At 44.8% G+C, this 20,258-nt stretch carries 15 protein-coding genes; all 15 read right to left on the bottom strand.

What is annotated here, in order from left to right:
* Positions 1-2: 2 nt before the first annotated feature.
* The 15 genes from DWX23_RS09950 to DWX23_RS09880 all read right to left on the bottom strand — a co-directional run bounded on the left by DWX23_RS09950 (position 3) and on the right by DWX23_RS09880 (position 20,213).
* Positions 3-1,949 carry a sodium:solute symporter family protein gene (locus DWX23_RS09950; RefSeq protein WP_122374367.1) on the bottom strand — a complete coding sequence of 649 codons (1,947 nt, stop codon included), beginning with the start codon at positions 1,947-1,949 and terminating at the stop codon, positions 3-5.
* A gap of 171 nt (positions 1,950-2,120) precedes the next feature.
* The gene (locus DWX23_RS09945; RefSeq protein ID WP_122374366.1) at positions 2,121-3,008 is read right to left on the bottom strand and encodes a hypothetical protein; all 888 of its coding nucleotides are present in this window, start codon (positions 3,006-3,008) and stop codon (positions 2,121-2,123) included.
* A gap of 83 nt (positions 3,009-3,091) precedes the next feature.
* Positions 3,092-3,964 carry a 3-hydroxy-5-phosphonooxypentane-2,4-dione thiolase gene (gene lsrF / locus DWX23_RS09940; RefSeq protein ID WP_122352523.1) on the bottom strand — a complete coding sequence of 291 codons (873 nt, stop codon included), beginning with the start codon at positions 3,962-3,964 and terminating at the stop codon, positions 3,092-3,094.
* Between the two features lie 37 nt (positions 3,965-4,001).
* The gene (locus DWX23_RS09935; protein WP_122374365.1) at positions 4,002-4,616 is read right to left on the bottom strand and encodes a DAK2 domain-containing protein; all 615 of its coding nucleotides are present in this window, start codon (positions 4,614-4,616) and stop codon (positions 4,002-4,004) included.
* Between the two features lie 9 nt (positions 4,617-4,625).
* Positions 4,626-5,642, bottom strand: coding sequence for a dihydroxyacetone kinase subunit DhaK (locus DWX23_RS09930; protein ID WP_122374364.1), 1,017 nt, complete (start codon positions 5,640-5,642; stop codon positions 4,626-4,628).
* A 36-nt stretch (positions 5,643-5,678) separates the two neighbouring features.
* The gene (locus tag DWX23_RS09925) at positions 5,679-5,999 is read right to left on the bottom strand and encodes a hypothetical protein (protein WP_122352520.1); all 321 of its coding nucleotides are present in this window, start codon (positions 5,997-5,999) and stop codon (positions 5,679-5,681) included.
* Positions 6,000-6,038: 39 nt separating this feature from the next.
* The gene (gene ccsA / locus DWX23_RS09920) at positions 6,039-8,483 is read right to left on the bottom strand and encodes a cytochrome c biogenesis protein CcsA (protein ID WP_122374363.1); all 2,445 of its coding nucleotides are present in this window, start codon (positions 8,481-8,483) and stop codon (positions 6,039-6,041) included.
* A 113-nt stretch (positions 8,484-8,596) separates the two neighbouring features.
* Positions 8,597-12,607 (bottom strand): SUMF1/EgtB/PvdO family nonheme iron enzyme, encoded by a 4,011-nt coding sequence (locus DWX23_RS09915; RefSeq protein WP_122374362.1) that lies wholly within the window; start codon positions 12,605-12,607, stop codon positions 8,597-8,599.
* A gap of 43 nt (positions 12,608-12,650) precedes the next feature.
* Entirely contained in the window at positions 12,651-13,391 is a 741-nt protein-coding gene (locus tag DWX23_RS09910; protein WP_122352517.1) for a hypothetical protein, read from the bottom strand.
* A 67-nt stretch (positions 13,392-13,458) separates the two neighbouring features.
* Positions 13,459-14,553 (bottom strand): endoribonuclease L-PSP, encoded by a 1,095-nt coding sequence (locus DWX23_RS09905; protein WP_122352516.1) that lies wholly within the window; start codon positions 14,551-14,553, stop codon positions 13,459-13,461.
* 12 nt (positions 14,554-14,565) lie between these two features.
* On the bottom strand, positions 14,566-16,338 hold the full coding sequence (locus tag DWX23_RS09900; protein ID WP_122374361.1) for a YncE family protein: 1,773 nt from the start codon (positions 16,336-16,338) through the stop codon (positions 14,566-14,568).
* Positions 16,339-16,347: 9 nt separating this feature from the next.
* The gene (locus DWX23_RS09895) at positions 16,348-17,157 is read right to left on the bottom strand and encodes an IclR family transcriptional regulator (protein WP_122374360.1); all 810 of its coding nucleotides are present in this window, start codon (positions 17,155-17,157) and stop codon (positions 16,348-16,350) included.
* A gap of 99 nt (positions 17,158-17,256) precedes the next feature.
* A complete protein-coding gene (locus DWX23_RS09890) occupies positions 17,257-18,351 on the bottom strand; it encodes an ABC transporter permease (RefSeq protein WP_122374359.1) in 1,095 nt (364 codons plus the stop codon).
* A gap of 10 nt (positions 18,352-18,361) precedes the next feature.
* Entirely contained in the window at positions 18,362-19,477 is a 1,116-nt protein-coding gene (locus DWX23_RS09885) for an ABC transporter permease (RefSeq protein ID WP_122374358.1), read from the bottom strand.
* A 1-nt stretch (position 19,478) separates the two neighbouring features.
* Positions 19,479-20,213 carry an ABC transporter ATP-binding protein gene (locus DWX23_RS09880; RefSeq protein WP_122374357.1) on the bottom strand — a complete coding sequence of 245 codons (735 nt, stop codon included), beginning with the start codon at positions 20,211-20,213 and terminating at the stop codon, positions 19,479-19,481.
* Positions 20,214-20,258: the final 45 nt, after the last annotated feature.

The raw sequence follows: 20,258 nt of genomic DNA, 5'->3' as shown, positions 1-20,258 counted from the left end.
AGTTACTTCTTTTCGTCCAGTTTTAATTCTTTCATCAGCTCATTATATTCCACTTCATCTTTGCTCATCTTATCATACCAGTTCTTCTTCAGAACAAGCGTCGTGATAGCAAGGATCAGGACACTGGTCAACAACGGCATTCCTTCACGGATCACGATATACATCGGAATAATGGTCAGGCACATCTGCCAGATAATCCCCACAGCCACATTGAACATATCACGTTTGAAGTTTTTGTTAGCTTTCACCTGCGGATATTTGGCAACCACCTTATCGTGAACCGGTTTCCAGAATCCCCACGGACGTATGGTAATATAGAAACGTTCCAGCGTTTCGTCTTCTACCGGAGGGGCGGAGTAAGTGCCGACCACACACCCGATCAAAGATACGACCAGTAATACAGGGAAATAGAACAACGGCAACATCGGAGCATTATTAGCATATTCTCCCACTCTTTCTACAAAATGACCGTCCACCATTGTGTAACCGTCAAAGATAAACGGACATACCATAGCAGCCAGGATACCCGTGATCATTCCCCAGAAATAACCATTGCCATTGAAACGCCACCAGTGCCATTTCAACAAGTTTGCAGCGATATATCCGCCATACAATGCAGAAGTGATCCATTGCAGTACAGAGTTCACACTCTCAACAAAGAATCCAATCACAATACTAACGACCACCACGCCGACCGTCACAATGTAGCTGGCACGGATCATCGTCTTGTTGCTGGCATTCGGATTGATATATTTCTTGTAAATATCATTCACAATATAAGCAGGAGCCGCATTGGCTGTAGATGCGAAAGTAGACATAAACGCAGCAAGCAATCCCGCCAACAACAAACCGCATACACCTACGGGAACGAACTCATTGATCGCATTCGGAAGGATCAGCTCAAAGTCGATCGCACCTGTCTTCGTTGTCAGATCGAGGTCTTTGAAAAAGGCCAGGGCAAGGATCGTGAAGCCCATGATCATCAGATAACGCGGGATCAGCAAGATTACGGGAACCGAGCCACTCATTAAAGCTGCCTCTTTACCACTACGGCAGGAAAGGATCTTCTGCATATCGTAGTTAGGCGCAGGACCAGCCATACTGTTGAATACTCCTTTAAAGAGCATCATCATAATGAAGATACCGAACAAGCCGTACTGGTCGTTCATGATCTTTTCATTCACATCGCTGAAGATATCGGTCCACTTCAAATCGAGCGTCCATCCGGGCATCAGGCTATCCCATCCGGCAGGCACGATAGAGGCAAGCATTTCCGGACTTACCTTCATCATAGCGATAACGGCAATCGTTACACCAGCAACAGTCATAATGGCGAACTGCACCACGTCGGTCCACACGATACTCAACATACCGCCCAACATCACATAGACAGTGGCAATAGCAGTAAAGAAGATACCATAAGCATGCGGCACGTATTCAGCCGGAATATCGAACGGGACAAACTGGGAAACATAGTCCCAGGGGAAGAATATTTCCATAAACTTACCTACACCGATAAAACCGTAGCTAAGGAAACCCAGCACACCGATCAGGGCATAGATAACGACAATTGTATGCGACAAATTAGCACCTTTGTTCTTTCCGAAACGTGTCTGGATCCATTCGGCCCCCGTCAACACATTTGAACGGCGCAGCCAGACAGATAGATAAACCATCAGAAAGATCTGGTTGAACACCGGCCACAACCAGGGTACCCAGGCACTTTTAATTCCATAAATAAAGGCTAGCGTAACCATCCACATAGTGCCGGAAATATCGAACTGGCCGGATGCGTTAGACAAGCCTAACATATAAAAAGGTAGAGTTTTACCTCCTAAGAAATAGGAGTCCATGTTTTTCGACGCTCTTTTCTTCAGGATCAGTCCGATGACTATCATCGCCACCAGATAGAGTCCGATGATAAAGATGTCGATTGGTTGCAATTTCATGATATTGATTTTGTTTTTAGGTTTAACGTTTGGCAAAGATATATAAATAGTTGACAGTTGACAAGTGACAGTTGACAGTTATTCCGGCTTTCAGCCGAATAGGTTCATTTTCATGAAACAAACTGTTACTTATCAATACTTGCCAACTGTCAACTGTCACTTGTCAACTTGTTAGTCGATCGGACAAACAGAAGAGATCATGCCGAATGTATCATTATCATTCAGGCTCCAGATAACTTTATTATTACCGTCGATCTCCATCAACTGCGGATTGTTCGATTCTTTTGCACTCGGATCGTGTCCCTGCCAGTTACAGATATACAGACCGTTGTTAGATGTCGGCAACAACTGGGCTACAAAGAACAGAGAAACACCGTCGATATCGGTAGCACCTATTTTACGGATCACTTCGCCTTTGTCCAGATTTACTTCCATCAAAGAATGACCGTCACCACAGGCTACCATGTAGTTGCCGTTGTTCAGCAATACAGTGCTATACGGAGTACCTTCCAGTTTAGTCGTTTTAACCAGTTCGCCGGCAGGAGATATCTCACGTACTTCAGAAGTGGCGAACAGAGGCATCAGGTAATTACCAGCCTTGTTCTTATTCACCTGACGGAACTGGGCATGCGGATGATCGATACCTGTTTCGTATTCTGTTGCCGAAAGTATATCACCCTTCGGGCTTACTTCCATAACCTTTGCCGGGTGTCCGCACCATGCCAACAGGTAGTTGCCATCGGGCAGGACACGCGCCGTCTGCATTTCGCAGCCTTCCGGGGCAGAGATGTTCCATATTTCTTTCTGGTCGCGAGTGATCAGTTTAGCTCCTTTTGCATAGGCGAACAAGATGTTACCGTCGGGAGTAGCTACAGCCGAGTTACATTCCCAACCTTTTTGCAAAGGATGTTCCCATTCTATTTGTTTTGTATTCTTGTCGATGATAACGATCTTATTCCAACCGGAACCTGCCAACAATAATTTCTGGGCCTTTTGCTGGCAGGAAGTGGCAGCAAACAAGAAAAGAGCCGAGCATAATAATGTGAATATTTTCTTCATGGCAATTCAATATATGTATTAATTATGTTTGGATACAACAAGGGGCAGAGTAGCGCCCCGCCCCTTTGAAGTATACTTATCAATTATTTAGACAAATCCTGGAACATTTCAAATCCCTGCTGCGGAGTCAATCCTTCATGCACTACTGCATGAACAGCCTGGATCATAGCGATCGGATTTTCTGACTGGAATACGTTACGTCCCATATCGACACCGGCAGCACCGTCGTTGATAGCGTTGTAACACAGTTCCAATGCTTCCAGTTCAGGTAATTTCTTACCACCTGCGATCACTACAGGAACCGGACAAGCAGCAACCACCTTTTCGAAACCTTCGCAATAGTAAGTCTTCACGATATTTGCACCGTTTTCAGCACAGATACGAGAAGCCAGACCGAAATAACGGGCGTCGCGAGCCATCTGTTTTCCAACAGCAGTCACACCCATTACAGGAATACCATAGCGGGTACCTTTATCTACAGCCTTGAACAGGTTAGCGATCGTTTTAGCTTCGTGAGCTTCATCGCCGATAGCCAACATAACAGCCATAGCTGAAACGTTCATACGGATAGCATCTTCTATATCGATCAGAACGTTGTCGTTCAAGTCTGTCAGGATAGAAGTACCTGCATCCGAACGCAAACAGATAGGTTTGTTTGTTGTAGTCGGGATTGCAGACTGAAGGATACCGCGTGTACACATGATACAGTCGGCATACTCAATCAGCGGTACGATATTCAGGTCGATACGTTCCAAACCTGAAGTCGGTCCCATAATGAAACCATGGTCGAATGCCAGCATTACGGCTTTGCCTGTCTTCGGGTTAAAGATACGGGATAAACGATCTTTCATACCCCAGGGAAGGTTTTCAGCACCCTTCACATGGAAACTTTGTTGTTGAGAGCTAACACCTAAACCGAAGTTACTGCCTTCTCTCAAATCATCTAAATCTGCCATTTTTCTATTTTCTATATTAAAAAAGTGAATTATTCAATTATAATGCTTCTGCAAAAGAGGCCAACATACAGCTCCATGATGTAGCACCGCTATCGGCATAACCGATAGAACGTTCGCCGTAATTACGGGCACGTCCGAAGTTCGCTTTCATATCTACTGTTTTCTTCGCACCTTCCAGAGCTGCATTAGCACCGGCTGTCAGGATCTCTTTGATATCGTCCGACGCACAAGCTTGCATAGCTTCTACGGCAGGAACCAAAGCGTCCATCATCGTTTTGTCGCCCGGTTGTGCCTTCGTCTGTTTCTGCACGTTGGCAAGGCCACCGGCAAACATTTTCTTCACACCTTCGGCATCCAGTTCGGTTCCGGAAGCACTGTCGCTCATTCCAAGGAAGAATGCACCTAACAGGGTACTTGTCGATCCGCTTGTTTCCAGCATCACACCAAATCCCATATCATTCAGCATAGATTTGAATTCCGTTCCTTTTTCCGAGCCTTTAACGACAACAGAAAAAGCCGTAACGATAGCCTGTCCGTGATCGCCGTCACCGATTACCGCATCCAGTTTAGAGAATTCGTCTTCGCGGGCTTTGATATGCGTTAAGGCGTTATTCAGCATACCTTTGAAAGCCTCAATAGTCAGTTGTTTCATGTTATTTGTTTATTTACCAATAGTTGTCCAATACGGTGCGTTTGCACTCTTGTTCTTCAAATAATCGATGTGATCTGCATCCAAAATACCCATGATCATCTGGAAACCGGCTTGTTCCTGAACTGTCAGGATTTCCTGGATACGGCCGAATACTACTTCCAGACCACGTGCTTCCAGTTCTTTGTAAGCTTTGCGGAAGATGATATTCAATTCCATGTGAGTAGTTGCACCAACACCGTTGATGATAAGCATCATCTTGTCACCGGCTTTCGGTTGCAGTTGCTGGCAAAGCAGGTCAACCATTTCAGCAGCTGTAGCGTCGGCAGACACTAACGGTTTCTGACCGCCACCACCTTCACCATGCTGTCCCATACCGATTTCCATTACACCGGCAGGCAGGTCAGTGATTGTAGCATTATTCTGCGGATGCGTACAAGAACGCATAGCAACAGCCAGGGTTGCCACCTTATCGTTATAACGTTCACCGATCTCGATCAGTTCGTCCAGAGATTTGCCTTCGTCTGCAGCAGCGCCCAGGATTTTATACAAAGGAACGCAACCGGCCAAACCACGACGATCGTCTGTCGGAGCACCGATACCTGCACTGATATCGTCATGAGTCAGGATCTGTTTTACTTTGATACCAACACGTTCAGCCAACTGACAAGCCATGTTTGCACTCATCACGTCACCAGAATGGTTCAATACAACCAACAAGATACCTGCTTCACGTTTCATCAACTGCAAAGCCTGGAACAGACGCTGTGCACCCGGAGCAGCAAATACGTCGCCCACAACAGAGCAGTCCAGCATACCGTCGCCAACGAAACCGCTCAATGCAGGTTCGTGACCGGAACCACCTAATGTAACGATAGCTACTTTGTCTTCGCTTTTCGGATTTGCACGTACAACAATATTTTCTGCAGCCAGTTTTACCTGATCAGGATAAGCCAATACATAACCTTCCAGTAATTCCGGAGTTATTTGTTCAGGATCATTTATAAATTTAGTCTTAATTTCTGCCATGGTGTTTTTCCTCCTTGTTTCGTTTAGGTTTATAAATTATTTAATTTCCATTAATTCGATAGCGATACCTTCTTCTTCGATGAAAGCAATAGTCAAATGTTCGTCGCATACAGCTGGGCCAAAGATAACTTTTGCATCTTTCAGCGCTTCCTCCAATGAAGGAACCGTATAAGCGATATGACCATTCGTTTTAACCAGATCAGGCAGGCAGCTCTTAGCAGGATCGTCAAACTTCAGATATTCGATCTTGTTAGGGCTCTTGCTGTAATCGGTTAGCCACACGTTCAAACCTTCGTTGAACATTGCACCTTCTTGGTTTTCGTTGGTAAGGATACCTACATGATTAAATGTTCTCATGATCACTAAAATTTAATGTTTAACTTGTATATTAATAATTCATTCATTTCCCTTTATTTTATTATATCCGATCCTCGATAAGATCCCCAGGATCACCACTACGACCCCGGCTATATAGAGATATGTAAAGATTCCGTGTACATTATCGTTCTGTCCGTATGAGTGCATTCCACTCAGGAAATAATTCACTCCGAAGAATGTCATCAGAACAGAAGAGAAAGCCACCACCGAACAAAGGTTGAACAGCCAGTCACTACACCAGCGTTTCACCAGATGCAGGTGAGTAACGACTGCATACACTACCATCGTGATCAGCGCCCAGGTTTCTTTCGGGTCCCATCCCCAGTAACGTCCCCACGATTCATTCGCCCAGACAGCTCCCAGGAAGGTTCCGATCGTCATCAAAGCCAGACCGACCCAAAGTGCCATTTCGTTTACGATGGTCAACTCTTTGATACGGGCTTTCAACAAGGCTGTATTTTTCTTTCCGGCAATACTTGTCAGCACCAGATTGGTCAGTCCGATCAGGCAGCTGATACCGAAGAAACCGTATGCAGCTACAATAACAGCCACATGGAACATCAACCACGGCGATTTCAATACGGGAACCAGCGGGTTGATCTCCGGGTCCATCCAGTTCAGTCCGGAAACGAACAGGATAATTCCACCGAACAAAGTAGCCAATGCAAAGGTCACCGTACTACGACGTACGAACAACAAACCAGCCAGGACAGTTGCCCAGGCCACATACACCATTGTTTCGTACGAATTACTCCACGGAGCATATCCGCCGATATACCAGCGCATTCCCATTCCATACATATGGTAAAGGAACACGAGCAACACGCCTACCCCCAATATCCAGATACCGAATTTCATCCACTTCTGCTGCTTGAACAGCATAACGAACGAAAGGACCAGTAACAAACCACCCAAAATCAGATAACCGATCTTACACTGACGGAATATATCCATCTTGTTATACTTAAGCTCGGCTTCAATCCTTTTAGCCGAGATATCGAGTGTCTTATTTTTTGCCTGCTGATACGTACCGATCATATCGACCACCTCGTCGGCCTTCGACCAGTCGCCTTTCTGCAAAGCATCCTGCACTTCCGCCAGATACCATCCCATAATACGGGAAACGAACATGGAATCTTTTCCTGTAAATGCAGAGAGGTCGTCACCGGCCGCATACCATTTGTGATTAGGATCATCCTCTTTCGGGAAAAGATTCAACATCTGGTAATTGATCAGCTGGTGGAATATATTGATCTGCTCATCCAGTTTAAGCAAGTCTTTATCGAAACGGGTACGCTGGGCAGGCATCTTGTTATATGCCTCTTCCAACTTTTCCTGCAATTTATAATCGCCATTGTTATCGAACACCTGCAGATAAGCACATTCACCGTCTGTCAGATCATAATAATTTGCCAGTTCCGGATTGGATAAAGCGATGAAAGGTACACGCATCCACATATCCGGCATAGCCAACAGGCTCAACAGGAACTGATCGGAATCCAATTTACCGATCTTATCTGCTTTATGTAGTTTACGCAAGATCTCCGAAGAGAATGTATTGATAGGCATCATACGTCCGCTATGGGACTGAATGGGCAATGCCCCGAATTTTGCCGCATGTTCAGGAGATACCGTATATTTCTGCACGGCATCCAGCATGGGCGAAGTTTCTTCTTTTGCATTCACTGATACCGACAGGGTCAGTAACGCAAGGATCATTGTTGCCGATTGTGCAACAGAACGTAATTCTTTTAAGCGACGGCTCAACGTCATAAAGCGGGAATTCTTCCCTACCAATGAAATAATAAGTCCGATCACCAACAACAGGTAACCGGTATACGTTATGTTCCGTCCGGCTACATCGCGATTGACGGAAAGTACGGTTCCCTGTTCATCCGGATCGTAAGAAGCCTGGAAGAGACGGTACCCTTTTATATCTAATACATTATTCATAAATACCCGTTCGCGACGTGTCTGACCGTCTACACGCACCACTAATTCGCTTTCATAAGAAGACGGGCTGGATGAACCGGGATAACGGGTCAAAGTAAATTTTTTCAGTTCTACAGTGAAAGGTAAGGTATGGAAAGTGGTCAGATCGCCCTGGCGGACCGCCATCTGATCAGTCGATTCTCCTTCGCGGATATGAAGGATTCCCTCTTCGCCGAACTGGAAAGAAGCAAGGGCTCCAAGAAGGATAATAATAAAGGAGGTATGAACGAGCATCAACCCCCATCTGCGGAGTTTTAGATACTGGTACTTAATAGCTATGACAAGAAAATTAACCACCAGAAGAAATTGCAACAAAAAGAATAAAGGGGAATAATAGATCATCGCTTTGGCAGCAGCCGTACCATGATACTTTTCAATAAAAGTGGCGACAGCCAGACCAAAACCATAAAGAAGTAACAAAACGATTGTTGTTACAAAGGAAGAGAGTATTCTTTCAAGAGTTGCTTTCATTTGTTGTTTTAATTAAGTTATGCCGCCAAAGATAAGAAATTTCAATTAAGTGACCCCGGCCACACCGGGGCCACCTAATAGATTTTATCTATATCTAGGACATATCTCAGGGATTAGTCTTCGATTATTACGCGGAAACCTACGTTAAATACACGCTGATACGGATAGTATGCTTTACGTGCATAAGCTGTAGAGAATTTCGGACGTTCGATGTATGAACCACCACGAACCACTTTATGATCTGAAGTAAGTTTAGTCTTCGGATTATAAGGATAAGGCACATAATCTGAACGGGTCCATTCTGAAACATTACCGTGCATGTTATACAAACCGAACGGATTGGCTTCGTAAACCTTTTCACCTGTCTGGATCAACTGTCCGTCGTCTACACCTTCTTCTTTCGGCAGATAAGTATAGTACTTATACCACATAGAGTTCGGAGACATAGGTTGCGGGTCGATACCGCTAACAGCAAACAACAACGTTGTCTTGTCAGCCAGGTTTTCATATTTACCGAAGTCAGTATTCATATCGCCATACCAGAAATCGCTATCGCTACCTGCGCGGCAAGCCCATTCCCATTGTGCTTCTGTCGGAAGCGTAATGTTCAAGCCTGTCTTTTCGCTCAGTTGCTTGCAATATTCCATAGCGTCGTTGTAGCTTACACGGATAACCGGTTGATTCGGCTCGTTAGCCGGATAACCCTGGTGTACGTGGTCTTTCCACAACTGGTCAACGAAACGGCTGTCGTGTTCAGGATAAATAACACCAAACTGCTGGTTGGTTACTTCCATTTCACCCATCCAGAACGGTTTGTCGATCTTTACCTTAGCTGTAGGATAAGCATCCGATTCGCCGTTATAGCTACCCATTACGAATTCACCTGCAGGGATACGAACGAAGTTGATCTTCACACCCGGAGCGATTTCGATCTCTTTACGGTTGCTGGTTTCCTTAGCAAGCATGTCTTTGATAGCTGCCTTGTCGAACGGCCATCCTTTCGCTTTCACTTCTTTCACCTTTACAGGAGCTGCTTTTTCAGGCATAACCGGAGTGATCGGACCTTGTGCTTTCAAATAAGAAGCATAGTCAGCGATTTCCTTCTTCCAGTCTACACCCATACCGTTAGCATACTTGTCTGTCAGTTCTTTACGACGTTCGATCTGATCGAATCCCTGGTACGGAATGATTTCCTTACCCAGAACGTTGGCATCGAAGTAACCTTTATCAGGAGCGTTATAGTCGATCCAGTTATACAGTTTCAACCATTCTTCGTCTGTCAGTTTCACGTTATGGTGACCCTTCTTCAGGATACGAACCAATTCGCTGGTGTTCGGATGATATTCATACGGCTGAAGAACAACCATATCACCTTCACCACCCTGACGGTGTACGTACGGATGGATATTCAGATAAGAAGTACCATAACCCAGTCTGTCTTTCTTACCACCACGCAGGTCGAATGCTTTGCCTTCGCCATTGTGACAAGCGATACAAGCACGATCCAGGATCGGCTGAACTTCCAGGTCGAAGGTGAATGAACGAACACCACCTACAGGCGCTTTCAAAGGAGCAGCAGCTTTCTGAGAAGCGATCACACGTTTAGGAATAGGAATCTGGTTCTGGTCTTCGTGACAACCGATACAAGAAACCACTTCACCCGGCTGACCGGTTACCCAACTACGCATCCACTGGATAGCAACACCATCCTTGTCGATCGGCTGGATAGAGATCGGAGTATTAGCCGGTACCTTGAAGATAGCCGAACCGTCTTCTTCAACAGGTACAGTACCTAACAAACGTTTGATATCCCAACCACTCTGAATACCATGCCAGTTATGGTCGGAACGAGTCTTCACATAAGCATATTCATAAGCATGCAGACGAAGTTCTTTTACTGTTCCGCGAGGAATACCGCGCAGACCTTCACCTTCATAAATATCCTGAATAAAGATAGTAGCTTCTTTTTCATTCAGCTTCACACGATCAGGAATTGCCGGAGGTGTTTTTGTTTCTTTCACCAGGATCGGGCTGATGTAACCTTCGCCTTCTGCCTGTTGCAGACAAGTTACGTTATCATAAATGTCGACCAGATAAAGTCCCCACAATGACTGAGGATTCAATTTGGCAGCAACCAGGAAATATTTGTCATTCAACGGAGTCGGTTTTACGAACTGCGGCCATACGCCATTTACCAGTTCGTCTTTGATCAGCTCAACAATCTGACGATTGCGGTGAGGGATTTCCTGCACCATACCTTGAACATTCTTACGTCCTTTTGTCGGATCGAAGATGATCAGACGACCGGAACGAGCTACACCGTGGTGACCGGAAATGATACCTACGAAAGCAGATCCATGACCTGGCAACGGCTGGATATCGAATGTACTGTTCGGGAACATGGAACCGCTACCATAGAGTGCCTTGTTTTCTGTTCCGTCCGGATTCATGTGCATAACGATACGAGAGTAATAGTGAGTCAGGTCGGTATATTCCCAACGAGTGTACATAACACGTCCGTTGTTCATAACAACCGGGTTCCAGTTAGCATCCTGGTCGAAAGTCAGACGACGCAGGTCCTTTGATTCCGGTGTGTAAAGAACCATATTACCTACCGGGTCATCACCGCTTACACAAGGAACACCCTGATAACCGATGTTAGAGTTAGCGATAATACGTCCGTCCGGCAGATAAGTACCGTCGTAAAATTCCAGATCCGGTTCTTCGTTTTCTACCAGTTTCTTGCAACCTGTTCCGTCCAGTTTTACTTCATATACGTTCCAACGTTTGTCGTTGTCACCCATTAAAGTTGTGAACATCACACGGTCGGCATTCCAGTGCAATCTCAGGTCAGCGATAGAAGCGTCGGCAACGATCGGTTTGAAGATGCTCTTCATCTGCATATCACCACGCAGGTCTGTCAATTCGATAATCTCAGCATCGAAACCGCTACGGCGTGCAGATTCCTGGTTACTCCAGTTATTAGCCTGTGTTCCCAGATCCGGAGCCATTGCCTGACGTGCTCTTGAACCTAATTTATAACGAACGGCAACGATCTTGTCGGCATCCAGCAGCGGATTACCCAACAGGATAGCCTTTTTGTTTTCCAATGCTTTGCGGGCATCGGTTATCGCTTGTTCGTCACCTTTGTAAATACCGCTGAAACCTTTCTGCTGGAGTTTTACCAACTCATCCAACATCGGCTGATATTTAGCAGCATCAAAACCTTTCTGCTTGCTCATATCGGCAAATGCCAGTTTGATAGCGTCGATATTCAACCATTCCAGGTCACCCTGCAATGCATAAACATCCTGAAGTTTTTCAAACAATTCCAGATATTTACGGATCTGGGTATTCACTTCTTTTTCATTAGCGATCTGCTGAACGACATTCTTATAATAAGAACCGTCTTTCAACTTATCCACCATTGCTTCTACAGCTTGTTTTTCAACAGAAGCATCCGGAGTGATCAACCAGGTATCCAAGCCGTCCATCATAGCGCCCAGCATACCGATCTGTCCCGGATATTTAGCGATCAGTTCGTCGCCGACAAATTTCGGAACAACGTTCAAAGCCTGGAAATAAACGCTACCGCCGGAAGAAGTATCGTCGATACCAACTTCTGCTTCAAAGCGAACATATTCACCTTTTATCGGATAAACCAATGTACCGTTTGCATGACAGAAAACACCGTGTTTGTATTCCTTGCCACCAATAAAGATCTCATGGTCGTAAGCGTTAATATTCATTTTAGGCTTTGCCCAACCGGCAACACCATATTCGTAAGGAACTTCATCCAACCAAACAGCAGTACCGTCCGCCTTAATCAAACGAGCGTTACCCCAAACAGCCTGGTCGTAATCCGAACCATCCGGACCTCCGGCAGTGATAAGCACCAGCTTATCCACGCCTTTCAAATCCACAGCAAAAGGTTCTGCTTTTTCCTTATGCTTCTTCCAGGTGGAAATAACAGGCATATTAGCCTTCTGAAGCTGGGTCTGCAGTTCCGTTTTTGCTTTAATTGATGCATCAATCCAAGTATCTACCTTCTTTTGTTTCGGACCTGCCGAAACAAGGAAGGAAGTAGATAAAAAGAGTGATACCAATAAAAAATATTTATTCATGTATCTTTTTAAATAAGGTAATAACAACTAAGATTGAATATCATTAAAGAGAAGCCTTAGGATTTGTAAAACGAAGACCATCGTTATCATGATAACATGCCCATTCGTCAACAATAGCACCTTCCGGACCAGCCATCATGAAGTGGAATGATTCCAATTCTTTCAAACGCAAAACATCGCCTACTTTCTGAACTGCAAAGTTTTTGCTCTTGATAGGACCATGACTAGCCGGGATTGCCGGAGCATTCGGAGTTTCATCACCGATTACAGAGAAGTTATAAACCCATCCCTTTTCAACCATCCATGATTCGTGTTTTGCAGGGAATTTGGTTTTTACGTGAGCGTGTTCAGGGATCATCTGTCCCGGAAGCAGATAGATAGCGTGAGCAAAGTATCCGTGTTCTGCATCGTTGATCCAGAAAATACCGCCCATACCAACGTTTTCAAAGTCACCCAGACCGAAGTCGGTTACCCACATGTCTTTAGCCATCAGTTCTGTGAAAGGAACATCATAGAACTTGAACATGTCTTTCATTGCTTCGATAGCCACTTGCTGATCGAATTTGCCGTCTTTGTAGAAGTCGGCGTTTGTGTACTTCTTAGAATAAGTCATTTCTTTTTTATTTTTACAATTAGAATCGTTACTGCATTTGCATTGTTCAGTGCATCCGTTTTCCCCATTACAGCAAGTTGCATCACTCGTTGTCTTGTTACCGGTACATGCCACCATGGAACTTAATAATAGCCCCACTGCCATTGATTTAATACTTAATCCTTTTTTCATTTTTGTTTTAATTTATGTTAGTAATATTTGCTATTTTTCGCTAAACGGTCAACATGATCCGGCAGGATTACAACACTGCTATTCCCTCAATCTCAATTAATAATTCATCCCGGCAAACATCAGCCCACATATAAGATATGGGGATGTTCAACTCATACGCATTCAAAAGTCTTTCAGACTCTTCATAGAAAGATTTATCTTTTAGATAAACCCGGAGCATTTTAAGTTTCGCTTCACCGATCAGTTCCGCGATATTCTCCATCGTGATATGAAGCTGGCGCTCCAGCCCCACTCCTATCAGGCTTTCTTCGCCGCGAATGGCTGCCGTACCTGATATATAAACCAACTCACGATCTCCGAACGTCATGCTCTTGGCACGCTCGAACTTCGGAGTTGTTTTCTTACAATGGGCAGCTTCCAGCACACCGTCGGAGTAAGCATGTGCAGCAACCTGCAGCTTATTGTCGATCGGTGTCGTATAACAATCCGGATTCGAGAACAAAGCTGCATCCAAGTCTACCAATATACCACCCAGGTTCGCACCGATACCCGTTGCTGCCGGATATCCGTTTTCCCAGGTTGTCATAGCGTAATAGTCGCTACGGGCATTATTGAATATCTGGTAATGCTGGTCTTCACCGTCAAACTTCGTGATCTGTTCGATATAATTCCACTGACGGATAATACTGTTGATCGGGAATCCTTCCTTTCTCAACAGGTCGGATACCAGCTTGAACACTTCCTTCGACTGCTGTTCGATACCAAAATTGATTACATCACCGTGGAAACCTCCGGCAAACAGGAAACGGCCACTGCCATTTTCCAGCAACACATACGGAAATGTTCCGATATGTTTATATGTAATATGGTCACCTTCATCCGGTGTATACATATGAGCTTCCAACAACAACCCTCCGTTCAACGGCGGCTGAGAGACATAAGTCAATACCGGCTCATGGTTCCCATAATATTTACGTACCTTCTCGCGTAATAATATACGACGGGAAACATACTGTTCATTATCACTCGGTGTGCCGAAAAAGGCCAACCTGAATATTTGTTTATCACGGGGCAACTGAGCAAGCAGTTTATCCACCATTTCCTCAAAACCCGCTTTTTCTGTAGAATAAATGTTATAGTTTATCTTATCGCAATAATTCATCGATCCCTCCTTTTAGAGTGAGTTTACATATTCAACCAAAGCCTCAATATCTTTCTTGGACACTTTCTTATCGATTCCATGTTTGTGCACTTCAAATACTTCTCCCATTGTAGCCGCACGACCATCGAATAGATAAGGAGCCGTACGCCAAACTTCTCTTAAAGTCGGAGTATCCCATCCCTTTTCAAATTCAATATCCTCACCGATACGATGATATTTCATATCTGTATAATAAGGTCCGCTATGACATTCGCCGCATTTCAGTTTCTCAAATACTTTACGTCCTTCTTTTGCCAAATCCGACAGTTCGCCATTTACCAGAAGAGGGCTCGGCACCGGACGCAACGATTTCAGATATTCGTCCACGCAGACTGCATCCTCTTCCGTAATATCGAAGAACTGGATGAAATTATATCCTGCGCGTACAGCGATTTCTGCATGGGCACGGATACCGGAAATCATATTAGGCGGTGTCACATGGCTAAATAACAAACTCTTGCAATTCTTGGAGTTACCAACCCCGTCATTCATCAGGTCCCAGTTCATACCGTCCGTACGGGCATCTCCCGGATGACAACCGTTACAACTCTGCCAGTTCTGGAAACAGTGAGAGGCATCATTGAAATATTTTTCTCCTTTATTGATGTCAGATTCCGTACGTCCCGGATTCAGTTCCGTAGAAGTTATTTCCCGTGTATTTATATCCATTACGTTCAGAACATCTGCAAAATAAGTCGGAACTATCAGCTTCTCATTGGTAAGCACCATCGAACGCGGACCGTTACCCTGCAAAGGAACACGTTCGCGGATACCATACAGGAAGTTCAAGTCATAGTCCAACATCGCTTTATTAGGATACGATTCAAACTTCTCCCGCAAAGCCGGATGGTCGATCACACTGACTTCGTGAGTTCCTGAATGAGAAATAAAGATATGATCGTCATTGCAGTCGATACTCCAGATACCGGCAGCACCTCTTTCCGGTTCGTCGACAACAACAGCACCGACAAACTCCTGCTTTTCCGTATCGATCACACTGAATGCACTCGTATTCATCCACCCCTGCTGCAACTGTGAAGTCGGCACGGCGAAACGTCCCAGATTATGGGAAACATAAATATATTTTCCGTCCGGTGTAATACAAATACCACGCAAAGCATTACTACCGTTAGCCAGCTTAATATCCTTTATTTTGGTAAAACCATTCATTTCGATTACGGAAACGCAGGCAGCCACATAATCCAGGTCCGCACGCTGTGCAGGAAGGAAATTTGTCACATACATATATTTTCCGTCTTTGCTGAATACGGCAGATTTCGGTTCGCGCAGCACCTTTACGGTACGCAGTATCTTATGATTTACCGGATCGATCTCCGATACACTGTCATCAAACTGGTTACAGACATAAATAGTCTTCTTGTCCGGTCCGAACATCGGATGGCAAGCACCGGAACCTGTTGGGATAGCAGCTTCTATCCGGCCTGATTCCAATAATAAGATCTGTAGTTTTCCAGTCTTCTCAAACGTCGTCACATAGGCTTTATCACCGTCAACCAGAATACCGGTCGGCGTTTCATCCATCGGGAAAGAACGTAACAACTTACCGTCAGGAGAAAAAATATCCACCCGTTTCAACCCTTTTTCCGTCAGGAGCATTTCTCCTTTGTCATTCAGTTTAATATCGGTTGTAAAAAACGGAGGATTGTCTGCCGATGCAAACGAGACGCAACAACTGACAAAACAAGCCATCAATGAAGTTTTTAATATGTATTTCTTTGTGTTCATGGTATGTTGTTATTTTTTTTGTGTTTTACTATATCCTAATTCTCCCGAGATGTTCTGTGCCACCTCCTTAATACTCGCAACCGTCGAACGGAATATTTCCTTCGTCAACCTGTCTTTCGGTCCGGATATCCAAATCGCCCCACAAGGATATCCTGTGTAATTAAAAATAGGAGCACCAACACATATCACTCCATTCAATTCTTCTTCATTATCCATAGCATAACCTAACTTACGGACCTTTTCCAATTCCTCCAGATAGGCTTCCCGGGTAGTAATTGTCCGCGAGTTATATTTCTCAAATGCCATATACGACAGATAACGGTCGCGGACCGTGTTTGGCAGATAAGCCATAATCGCTTTACCGGGTGCTGAACAATGCAGCTCAAATGGTTTTCCCGGTGATAATACAAAACGGAACGTATGATGTCCCTGTGCCTGTTCTATAAAAATACCCTTTTGATCTCCTAGTACACCAAAGCAGGCAGTCTCCCCTACTTTATCGCGTAAATCGCGTAAACAAGGCAGCACTGTCTCCAACAAATTATGCTCATTCAACGATCTGAAACCCAAAGTTAGCAATTTTCGCGACAACTTGTAGCGCTTCGTATCTTCATTATAGTTAAGATAATCCAAACGAACCAATGTATTCAAAATACGGTATGCAGTAGTCTGGGAAATATCCAGCTTACTTTTAATATCCTGCAGCGTCTCACCCTGTGGACGGAGCGAAAGATATTCAAGCACCGCAATTCCTTTCTCCAGATTCGGCACTTTATAATTCTCTTCACCTTTTTCCATATTTGGAATAACGCTTTCCATATTTGAAATATTGTTTCAGATTTGAATCAAATATAAAAGAGTAGCGTTAATAAAGTGCATATTTGGTGTAAAAATTGGTTAAGTCTGCTGTAAAGCATATTATTTCTTCCTATAGCTAGCCACAGCCAGAACATTAAAGAAGAGAGCAAATAAACATACGACCACAAAATGCCCTGTTAAATCAGCAAACTGGCTACCTTTCAGGTAAACCATACGCATCACTTCCACAAAATAACGCACCGGATTGAACAGGGTTATTTGTTGCGCCCAGTGGGGCATACTGCTAATAGGTGTAAAAAGACCGCTCAGCAATGCAAAGATAATTAAAAAAAAGAAAGCCGTAAACATGGCCTGCTGCTGGGTGGAAGAAATGGAGGAAATGGCCAATCCCAAACCAGTAAAGGCAATGAGGTAAACCGCCGCAAACAAATAGATGATGCCGATATTACCAACAGGCAACAAACCGTAAACGATCCAGGCCACAATAACCCCGATTGTCAGGAGAATAAAACCGATGACCCAGAAAGGGATCAGTTTCGAGAGCAGGAACAGTGTTTTGGGAACCGGGGTCACATTGATCTGCTCGATCGTCCCCTTTTCCTTTTCACTGACAATATTCAGGGCGGAAAGGAATCCTCCGATGATCGTCAGTAAAAAGACCATGATACCCGGAACCATATAATTCTTATAATTCAGATGCGGGTTAAAGAGACTCGTAGAACGTATTCCGCCGGATCGTAAACCGGAAGTAAAACCTTTCTCTTGATTAAAGTCCTGAATGATCTGGGAGAGATAAGAGCTTCCCATCCCTCCTTTCGTCCCGTTCACAGCATTGGCAGCGATCAGCACTTCAACCGCTCCTTCCCGTCCCAGTTGTTGCTCGAAGTTCACCGGTATTTCCAGCAGCAAATCCGATTCATTGCTTTCGATAGATGTGATTCCCTGGTCGTAACTGTCTGAAACATTCGTCAGACGGAAATAACCTGAGGCCACAACCTTTTCGACCAACTGGGCAGACAGGACGGAATGATCGTTGTCTATCACACCCAGGTTGATATTACGCATTTCAAAATTCGCAGCAAAAGGCAGAATGATCAGCTGCATCAGTGGAACCAGAAAGATAATACGCGGCAGGAACCGGTCGCGCTTGATCTGTTTGAACTCCTTCTCAAGTAAATATCGTAATGTTCTCATAACTTTCTTGTTATAAACGGATCTTAAAACGTTTCACACTCAGTATCACCAGAAAAACTACCATAAACAACAATATCCCCATCTCTTTCATGATAGCACCGGCACTCAGGCCTTTTATCATGATATCCTTCACAGCGATGATATACCATTTAGCCGGTACGATATTCGAGATCCATTGTAATATATCGGGCATATTCTCTATCGGGAAAACCATACCACTGAGCAGAATAACCGGAAGCATCAGTACCATCGCACTGATCAACATAGCAGCCTGCTGCGTATCGGCAATGGTCGAGATCAGCAGCCCCAGGCAAAGAGAAACCAAAGCATACAGGATAGATACAGCCACCAGCAAAGCCAGACTGCCGGCAATCGGCACCTTGAGCAGAAAATAAGACAAAAAGAGGATCGTCGCCACATTCACTATACTTAATAATAAATAAGGTATCGCTTTTGCCACGATAATATAAACCGGCTTCATCGGAGAAACCAGCAATATCTCCATCGTCCCCATCTCTTTCTCCTTCACGATACCGACCGAAGTCATCAGGGCACAGATCAATATCAGGATCAATCCCATCACACCGGGAACAAAATTGTAGGCCCCTTTCATCGTCGGGTTATAAAGCAGATGAGTGACGGGGGTAACACCAGCTTGCATTAACGCCGCCCTTTCAGCCGGTTGCAATAGTTGCCCTTGTATCTCTGCCTTTGCAGAAGCAATAACAGCCGTTGCATAGGAAGTCAACTGGGTTGCTTCATTCGGGTCGGTTGCATCCGCCAAAAGCTGGGCATCGGCATCAGGCGAAGAAGCATACTGCGGAGGAAAGACCACGACCAGTTTCACTTTACCCTGCTTGAATAGGGACTCGGCCTCGGACAGATTATCTATCATCTTATAAAGCTCGAAATATTCGCTGGCCGCCAGATGGGCACCGATCTTTGTCGTAACCTCATCCCGGCTCTGGTCGAATATGGCGATCGGTACGCTTTTGATTTCCGTCGTTATGGCATATCCGAAAAGTAATATCTGGACAACAGGCATAACCAAAATGATCAACATCGTCCGTTTATCGCGGAAAATGTGATAAAATTCCTTTTGTATAAAAGATATAAATTGCTTCATACTATTCTCCTCTTTTCGCTTTTCGTGCCAGAGCATGGAAAACGTCATTCATATTATCGACATGGAAAGAAGATTTCAGGGCAGCCGGACTATCCAGCGCTTCGATCTTCCCGTCCACCATAATGGAAACCCGGTTACAATACTCGGCCTCGTCCATATAATGGGTCGTGACAAAAACAGTAATATTCCGTTCGGCAGCCTGATAGATCAGTTCCCAGAACTGACGGCGGGTGACCGGGTCGACACCTCCGGTCGGTTCATCCAGAAAGACGACACGAGGCTCATGGATGATAGCAACGGAGAATGCCAGCTTCTGCTTCCATCCCAAAGGGAGTGCATCGACCAGCGTATTCCGTTCTGATTCCAGATCCAGCACAGCAAGCAATTCATCCGTCTTTTCCGCCAGCCTCTTCTCCGACAGGCCGTAAATGCCACCATACAAACGGATATTCTCCCATACTTTCAGATCACCGTAAAGAGAAAACTTCTGGCTCATATAACCGATATGGCGTTTGATCTGTTCCGTCTCTTTATAGACATCGAAACCGGCAACACGAGCCTGACCGGAAGTAGGAGTCGACAGTCCGCAAAGCATACGCATAGCAGTCGTTTTCCCAGCGCCGTTAGCACCCAGGAAACCGAATATCTCCCCTTCGCCCACCTCAAAGCTAATATGGTCGACTGCCGTAAAGCTTCCGAAACTCTTAGTCAGGTTGTTTGTTTCTATTACGTTCATTATATATTTATATGAAAGTTCATATTTTTCTATTATTGCAACATT

The sequence above is a fragment of the Parabacteroides sp. AF18-52 genome, from assembly GCF_003479145.1.
Lineage (GTDB): Bacteria > Bacteroidota > Bacteroidia > Bacteroidales > Tannerellaceae > Parabacteroides > Parabacteroides faecis.
Note: the sequence above shows the minus strand (reverse complement) of the source record. Positions and strands in the feature narration are given on the sequence as shown.